This is a genomic window from Okeania sp. SIO3I5, assembly GCF_010672085.1.
Classification (GTDB): Bacteria; Cyanobacteriota; Cyanobacteriia; order Cyanobacteriales; family Microcoleaceae; genus Trichodesmium.
Map to the genome: position 1 here is coordinate 1 of NZ_JAAHHT010000318.1, position 9,006 is coordinate 9,006.

General features: G+C 35.4%; 5 protein-coding genes. 3 read left to right on the plus strand and 2 right to left on the minus strand.

Annotation, left to right across the window (positions count from 1 at the left end):
• Positions 1 to 200: 200 nt before the first annotated feature.
• Entirely contained in the window at positions 201 to 1,892 is a 1,692-nt protein-coding gene (locus F6K40_RS36405) for a transglutaminase domain-containing protein (protein ID WP_293143920.1), read from the minus strand.
• A 1,422-nt stretch (positions 1,893 to 3,314) separates the two neighbouring features.
• Between F6K40_RS36405 and F6K40_RS36410 the strand changes: the two genes are divergently transcribed.
• The gene (locus tag F6K40_RS36410) at positions 3,315 to 5,459 is read left to right on the plus strand and encodes a ShlB/FhaC/HecB family hemolysin secretion/activation protein (protein WP_293143923.1); all 2,145 of its coding nucleotides are present in this window, start codon (positions 3,315 to 3,317) and stop codon (positions 5,457 to 5,459) included.
• Here F6K40_RS36410 and F6K40_RS36415 read toward each other — a convergent pair.
• A complete protein-coding gene (locus F6K40_RS36415) occupies positions 5,446 to 5,670 on the minus strand; it encodes a hypothetical protein (protein WP_293143926.1) in 225 nt (74 codons plus the stop codon). The two genes, F6K40_RS36410 and F6K40_RS36415, sit on opposite strands and share 14 nt — an antisense overlap.
• Positions 5,671 to 6,365: 695 nt before the next feature.
• Here F6K40_RS36415 and bchL point away from each other — a divergent pair.
• Together bchL and F6K40_RS36425 are read left to right on the plus strand one after the other, a co-directional pair.
• A complete protein-coding gene (bchL, locus tag F6K40_RS36420) occupies positions 6,366 to 7,232 on the plus strand; it encodes a ferredoxin:protochlorophyllide reductase (ATP-dependent) iron-sulfur ATP-binding protein (RefSeq protein WP_293143929.1) in 867 nt (288 codons plus the stop codon).
• A 39-nt stretch (positions 7,233 to 7,271) separates the two neighbouring features.
• Positions 7,272 to 8,585 (plus strand): DUF5331 domain-containing protein, encoded by a 1,314-nt coding sequence (locus tag F6K40_RS36425; protein WP_293143932.1) that lies wholly within the window; start codon positions 7,272 to 7,274, stop codon positions 8,583 to 8,585.
• Positions 8,586 to 9,006 lie beyond the last annotated feature (421 nt).

A 9,006-nucleotide genomic window follows, 5' to 3' on the forward strand; every position in this document is an offset into this window, starting at 1 on the left:
GGAGTGACCAATTCCTTCCGATTTATTAATTATAACCACCGCTTTTTCTCTTTTCAAGGGGAGGCTTTTAACCTAAATTATTTAATTATTAATTATTAATTATTAATTATTAATTATTTGGTAGCTTTGAAGGCATTTTCGCGCTCGAAAAATATCAAAGTACCGTTAATTATTAATTATTAATTATTAATTATTAATTATTAATTATTTGGTAATTCTTCTAAAATTGTAAACCTGACATGATTGATTGCCAAATTACCAATTGAAACTTCTTCCTTATTAACAGCAACTCCTTTATTCTTAATCATTTCAAACTTAATTCCCTTACCAATTTCTACATGATACCAAGCCAACCCCATAAAAAACCTTAACGGATAAGGACCACCTTCTTGTAAATCATCAGGATTTGACTCCATCGGCACCCAACCAAAACCAGGTAGATAAAATTCTAACCATACATGATTAAATTCTGGCTCTAAAGGCACACCTTTTCTATCAGCAAAAGCCGGACATTTATACCGACCTACTGTACGACAAGCAATGCCATTTAATCGTGCCAAAGCTAACAGTAATCCTACATATTCTCCACAAGAACCAATACCTCTTTCCAACACAATATCGGGAGTATCAATCTTAGCTGTTACTCCATAAGAAAGTTGGTCATAGACATAATTACGAATCTTGAGAAGTTGACGTAATAGATTAGATTCTCTCCAAACAGCATCTTTTGCAGCTCGAATAACTATCTCTTTATCCATTGCCAAATTATCATTATCTACCAGATATTTTTCTTGAAAATCTGGTGACATTTTAGGAATATTTTCTACATTAAAAGGTTGAATTTGATACTTAATTGCCCTGACTTCTAATAAAGCTTTCCAACCAAATATCCGCCTTTCAGTTTGACGCAGTGGTTGAAACCGAAAAACAGCAACTTTTTGACCATCTTGAATTTCTTCAGTAAAAGGCATTCCTATAGGAGAAATTTCTCTAACTTTTTGGCGATGAGTTTCTGAAGGTAAAGCAATACGCCATTCTAAATCTTCTAAAAATATTTCATCTAATGGTTCTAATTCTTCAACATAAGACATCTCAATTAAAAAACCATTAGAAAGAGCATATTTTTCCTGTTCATTGTAATAAAAATAAAGGGGATGTATAAACGTGCGATCGCGCTTACTTAATTCATACTGTTTTTCAGAATTAGGATCATCTCTAATGTAAAGTTCATCCCCAGAATAAGCAACATAAAGTTGTCGTTCTCCTGTGGTGAAGTTGCGATAAAATGCTAACCCAGTTGGAGATTCAAAAGGAGTCAATACGCTAAATTTAACTTTACCAGTTCCTCTTTCTAAACAATAAACAGTTTGCTCTTCGCGATCGCAAACCCATAATTCTTCATTCTGAACTGTAATATTTTCAAACCCTATTCCTGGAGCATAAAACCCTGTAATTTGTTCTTTAGTATTTTTATCAAAAACTACAATTTTACCTAATTTTTGACAAGTTACATAAACAGTTGATTCCCAAACAGCAATTCCATCAGCAGCATAAGGTAAGGTGAAAAAATGTTGCCATTTTAAACGTCCCTCTGATGAATTACCGATAGCATTCTGACAGAAATAAATTTTATTTTCCCATGTCAACCAAAGAGTATCTTTCCAGATAGAAATACCTGTAACATCAGTAAATTCATCAGTCTGATAAGGATTAATAACTGTTGTATTATCTGTTTTTGGATTAATCTCTAGCAGAAAACCACGGTTTTTGTCAATAGCATAGAGAGTCTCTCTAGAAAAGGTAATACTATGCAGTGAAGCTACTCCAATTGGTCTAATAGTCCGTGGCCCATAACTTTGTTTTTGGGTACTCTCAGATGATTCAAAATTCATGTTAAATTCAGAAGAAATATTTTCAGGGAACCTTTTGGGTATTGGTTTTCTACTATTATTGACAAAATCAAGGTATTTGTGCTAATGCTTCAGAAAAAACTTATATTTGTAAGCATTTAGCTCTCAGCAATAAGAGCAGACTTTTATAGTAGGATTTAATTTTGGCTAAATTCATAAAGCTTTTATCGGGCATCAAAAGCAATAGCTCTTTCCCTGCGCGAGATAAAAAACTTAGTTACCAAAAAATCAAGGTTTAAAGTCTGTCATAAGCAAGGAAACAAAAGAAAAAAAATTTCCTTTTTAACCAATCTTATCTCTTTTAAGAAGAGTTCAATAATGGATAATGGATAATGGATAATTACCTTTCCCTAAAAGGGAGAGGATTGACTAAAAGGAAAAAATTTATTTCTCTTGGTTGATTGGATATGGTTAGGTAACCCATCCATCCCTTAACCGCTTTTTCCTCTTTATTGCGGAGGCTTTAAACCTGAATTATCTAATTATTTAATTGTTTAATTGGGGCTTGCTGATTAAATATAAAAGTATTGACAGGTAAATGTTCTAGCATTTTTGAGTCCTTAAAAAGTACCAACTTTTTGGCGGTAAAAGCTCAAAAAGCTACTATTTTGGGATGATTATGGCAGAAAAATTGAGGGACAATTTTTCCAACTATATCCTCGCTCATTCCCATTTCTCCTGACTACGTACGGACGTTTCGCTGGCGCGACATGAAACGCATTTTTGTTATGCAACGTCCCTACCTACTGACTACTATAAACAGCAAAAATACTTTTTCAGCAAACCCTAATTGTTTAATTGTTTCGGTAATTATTAATTATTAATTGTTAATTATTAATTATTGAATACCCAGGACACTAGCTAATAGCTAAATAGTTACTAAATAAGTTTCTTCTGAATCAATCTAGAGGAAAATGATGCGGATATTACAGTAATTTTATATCTAAAAATATTGATTTTTTTCGGGTTTTATTCCATAATTTTAAGAACTATAAGTTATCTTTTTTTCGGTAAGTAAAGTTGACAAAAAAATAAGGTCTCAAGCCTCCCCTTGAAAGGCAGAGCTGTTTCATTCTTGGTATTTGCCAGAGGGGGAGCAGGGGAGAATTTTTCACCCAATACCATTGGATTTTCCCCAAATTTATCCATAAATAATTTTTGTAATTCCATTCACCAATAGAAATATTCGATTCAATATTTCAAGCTTCTGACTTTCCGGTTCATGCTCGCAAACAGGTAGAGGTACTAATAACTGATAACTGATATAGCAGTCGAAACAAAGGTTAGGACAATTATAAATCCTGAAACCTTTTGATAAGCTACTGTTCTCTGTTCCCTATTCCCTATTCCCTATTCAAGTAGCGCTATAACTGAAATAACAATACCTGGATAACAACTATTACAATGTTGAAAATTATTACATTAATCCCTACTACATTTATAATTATTTGCCTATTAGGTAATCAAGCCATATCCAAAACTACAGATGTGGATAAATTCTTGAATAAGACCTCACTAACCCCTAATAAAAACAAGATTTCATTATTTAAAAAATCTAAATTTACATCAGAATTAACTCCCAAAAAAAAGGCAGAAGACAGAAGGAAAGAGGCAGAAGAAAAGAAAAAAATTAACCCTAAAACTTTAATATCTCAATTAAAAAAAAGAAGAGGGATAAAATTAATCGCAGGTTCAAAAACTTATCCTCAAGAAAAAGATATTACACAAATACAAACATCAACTCAAACTTTAAAGAAAGCAGAAGAGAAAAGGCATTCCCCCTACCCCCCTTTGAAAGAGTTAGAAGGGAATAAAAAACTTAATCTCCCCGAAACTTTTGACACTTTTGATAGTTTAATTCCCAGTCAACCCACTTATGCCCAAAATACTCCAATAAACCCACCAAGACCACCAGAAAATCCCAGACCAGATCCAAATCGCGATCGCTTTCTCCAACCCCTTCCTCAACCTGACTCACCAGAAACCCCCAAAGAAGAAGAACTACAAAAACCACCACCATCCCAACCTCTCCCAGATGAACCAACTCAACAAATTCCTGTCCAAAGAATTTTAATAAATGGAAGTACAATTTTAACCCCAGAAGAAATTAATACCCTTGTTGGGCCATTAGAAGGACGTTTAGTCACTCTATTAGAACTTAGACAAGTAGCAGATAAAATTACCGAAATCTATCTAGAACGTGGCTATATTACCTCTAGAGCAATTTTACCTGCCCAAACTATTACCGAAGGTGTAGTTAGAATTGAAGTCGTAGAGGGCGTTTTGGGAGAAATCGAAATTGAAGGCACAAAAAGATTACACAATTCCTATATAGAAAGTCGGATACGACTTGGAGTAAGAAAGCCATTGGACACCGCTAGGCTAGAAAATCAACTACGGTTACTTCGAGCTAATCCTTTATTTGAAAATATTGAAGCTAGTTTGCGAGCTAGTGACACACCAGGGGAGAGTATTCTCATTGTTCGTGTCACAGAAACAAACCCTTTGGAGTTAAGTATGAATGCTGATAACTATTCTCCTCCGACGGTGGGTTCAGAACGAACTGGTTGGACTGCCCTACATCGCAACTTAACTGGGCGGGGTGATTTTTTTGTCGCATCTTATAACACGACTAGACTGTTTGATGATGAATCAGATGTTTTTGACATTATTTATAATTTGCCGATTAATGCCATGAATGGTACTTTGCAGGTAAGAGCAGCACCCAACGGTAATGAGATTGATTTTGAAGGTTTAGATATTAGTGGCACAACAGATGTATATGAGTTTAGTTACCGTCAACCTATATTTAGAAATCCCAGACAAGAATTTGCTTTCTCTGTTGGTTTGACTTATCAGCGTACAGAGACTCTTTTTGACGATATGAGTCTCACAGAGTTTGACCCTACTTCGGATGAGGATGCTATTAATAGCACTACTGTAATTAGGTTGGGACAAGATTATATCCGTCGAGACCCACTAGGTGCTTGGGCTTTGCGATCGCAATTCAATATTGGTACTGGTTTATTTGATGCTACTGTCAGGGAAGATCCAGAACCTGATGGACATTTCTTTAGTTGGCTAGGCCAAGTACAAAGGGTACAAAGATTAAGTAATAATCATTTATTGATTGTCCAGGGAGATTTGCAGTTGTCCTCTACTGCTGTGTTGCCATATCAACAATTTATTATTGGTGGTGCTTTGTCGTTACGGGGCTATCGTCAGAATGTTAGGTCTGGAGATAATGGTTTTCGATTTTCTATTGAGGATAGGATTACGGTTTATCGGGATGAGTCTGGTTTGCCATTGATACAGTTTACTCCTTTTATAGATATTGGGGCTGTTTGGAATGATGGTAGTAATCCTAATAATGATTTTTTACCAGACGACAGATTTTTGGCCGGAGCTGGAATAGGTTTGATTTGGCAACCTGTGCCAGAGGTGGATCTCCGTTTGGACTATGGTTTCCCTTTGGTACACATAGATGATCGTGGCAATAATGCTCAAGATTCTGGATTTTATTTCAGTGTAATTGTTAGACCATTCTAATAGAATTTTGAATTTTGAATTTTGAATTTTGAATTTTGAATAAAGTAATCCCTTTTTGTTGTAGCGATCGCTTGGAATTTTGAATTTTGAATTCTGAATAAAGTAATCTCTTTTTGTTGTAGCGATCGCTTGGAATTTTGAATTTTGAATTTTGAATAAAGTAATCCCTTTTTGTTGTAGCGATCGCTCTAATATACTCAGAAGGCGTCAATCAGTTTTTTCTATTGTCTGACGTTTTGTAGTAGACTGACACACCTAGAATTTTGAATTTTGAATTTTGAATTGAGATTTGTTGTAGCGATCACTTTGAATTTTGAATTTTGAATTTTGAATTTTGAATTTAAAATTCAGATGTCTAAAGTTTTGTAGAAGCGAAAATGTCTCTACTTGAGCTGATCAAAACTTTTTGTTATAAAAATTAACCTTGATTGAATATTCACTTTAATAATTGAATTTACTAGAACCTTATAACTCAATAATCAGATTCAACCTGATATAAATAATAGTCTCAAAGTCTCTGATAAATTAAATTTCGGCAGCAAAATTTATTTTAGATATTAAGCTAGTTTAGATATTTTTTAATATTGTAACTATTTATATAAAGAAAATTAAATAAAAGTATTAATAATTACAAAATTAAGACTAATTATTACTAATATTTCAAAAAATAAATTTTATAAAAAATTAAAACTAAATAATTACTTTTAAACGAGTTTATAAATTTTGAACCCCTTTTTTTTGTACTGAAATTAGACAATAATTCCATTGAGAAGCAAAAAAAATAGGTTTATAGCATTACATAAATAGAGTGTGGACATTAATAAATAAATGCTAAAAATCAGTCATAGATTACTTCTAAATTCAGAATTCTAAATTCTAAATTCTAAATATTATTAGGAGAAAAAAGTGAAACTTTCAGTATACGGAAAAGGTGGAATTGGCAAATCTACAACAAGCTGCAATATCTCAGTTGCCTTAGCCAAACGTGGTAAAAAAGTTCTACAAATCGGTTGTGACCCAAAACACGACAGCACATTTACCCTCACAGGATTTCTCATCCCCACAATTATTGACACGTTGCAAGAAAAAGACTACCATTATGAAGACATTTGGCCAGAAGACGTCATCTATAAAGGCTATGGTGGTGTAGACTGTGTAGAAGCAGGTGGACCTCCCGCTGGAGCAGGTTGTGGTGGCTACGTTGTGGGCGAAACAGTAAAACTACTCAAAGAATTAAACGCCTTTGACGAATACGACGTAATCCTATTTGATGTATTGGGCGACGTAGTTTGTGGTGGTTTTGCAGCTCCACTCAACTATTCCGACTACTGCATGATTGTCACAGATAATGGCTTTGATGCCCTATTTGCAGCTAACCGTATTGCCGCCTCTGTGCGAGAAAAAGCTCGTACCCATCCTCTGCGTTTAGCTGGCCTAATAGGAAACCGTACATCCAAACGGGATTTGATTAATAAATATGTAGAAGCTGTACCAATGCCAGTCCTAGAAGTTCTGCCACTCATTGAAGATATTCGAGTTTCCCGTGTCAAAGGCAAAACATTATTTGAAATGGCCGAAAGCGATCCTTCTCTCGAATATGTCTGTAATTATTATCTAAATATTGCTGACCAAATTTTGGCTCTCCCAGAAGGAGTAGTACCCAATGAATCTCCAGATCGTGATTTGTTCACCCTACTATCTGATTTCTACTTAAATCCTAGTAAACCTCAAGTTATGTCAGAGGATGAGAAGCTCGACCTGATGATGGTTTAATAAGATTGAGCAAATCTCAGGATAAGGAATATAAAGATTATGGTTTTCTTTAAACAATTATCAACGTCCCTAAAACAAAAATGGTTAGAGTATTACCAAAAAAATCGCCCTTGGTTAATACTCCACATGACAGAACAAAATACAGTCCAAACTCCTGATGGAGGGAGGAGACCTGTGTCATACCTTATCCTGGGAATTCTCAATGCCCTGGAACCAGAATTAGAAGCATTAATGTTGCCTTTCTCTAAACTTAAGGCCGATGCAGATAGTTTAGTAGAGGTCTTGGAGTTAAATTTTGACCCTGATATTGCCATAGGCGAAAAACCAGCTTCTTCTTTAGATGGCTCGACACCTATGGATAAAAGAGGTGAAGATGCTCAGGAGTCACCAGGAGCAGATCAACCACTTATGCCAGATACAATTGAAGATTCTAATGATTTAGGTACTTCTGCTGCTGCTGCAATTACTGGAGCTGCTGCTATAGCTGGAGGAGTAGCATTGGCGGCAGGATTGGATCAAGATTCGGATGATTTGTCTGGTGATGACCAAAGTGAGTCAGACTTGGAACTGGAAAGTGACGATGGTTTGTCTATGGAATTAGATGCTGAGTCTGAAACGGATGATGATTTGGACTTAGATATAGAGTCGGCAGCAGATGAGTTGGATATGCAAGTTGATTCTGACTTGGAAGTAGATGATGATTTGGACTTAGATTCTGAGTCGGAAGCTGATGATGATTTGGATATTGGATTAGATTCTGAGTCGGAAGCTGATGATGATTTGGATATTGGATTAGATTCTGAGTCGGAAGCTGATGATGATTTGGATATTGGATTAGATTCTGAGTCGGAGGCAGATGATGATTTGGATATAGGGTTAGATTCTGAGTCGGAGGCAGATGATGATTTGGATATAGGATTAGATTCTGAGTCGGAGGCAGATGATGATTTGGATATGGGACTAGATTCTGAGTCGGAGGTAGATGATGATTTGGATAACATTGACCTTGGAGATTTAGATGGGAATGGTTCTGACGTTCTTGAGCAGGGCGAGGATAGCTCTGATTTTCTGGCAGAAGATATTCCCGATCCATTTGAGGATACATCGGCTAAGTTGGATGAGTCAGGATTGGACGAGCTTGGTGATGATGATGTAGACCTATTTGGTAAAGATTCCTCGGATGAAATTGGTGATATAGACCTTGATTTAGGAGATGATTTATCTTCTGATGATTTAGGAGACTTGGATCTTGACCTGGATGGAGATGATTTGAATTTAGATGAAGCGGATCTAGATTCTTTAGCAGGAGATAAAAAGTCTTCTAATGACGATTTTGAAGGGTTGTTGGGTTAAGTAATTAGGTAAAAAACAACAAGCAAAGCTTGTTCTTATTCTCGATTTAAAGGCGTTCATTAATGGATAATGGATAATTACCTCTCCCTAAAAGGGAGAGGATTGACTAAAAGGAAAAAAATAAATTTTTTTCCCTTTATTGGGGAGACTTTAAAGGCGAATTATTTAATTATTAATTATTCGGTAAATATACCTTTCAATTAGAGAATGGGAACCTCTAAATTGTGTTACTAAATGCGACTGCGATTCAGAGTAGGGTAGGAGTCAGGAGACAGGAGACAGGAGGAATGGGTATGGGAGCGAGTTGCTAGTCGGATATTTTATCCCTTGGTTTTTCTACCAATAGTCAACCCTTTCATCCTAACTTTTTTAGCTGCCTACAACGAAAACCCTGTACTTTTTCAATACCTAAAAAGGATAA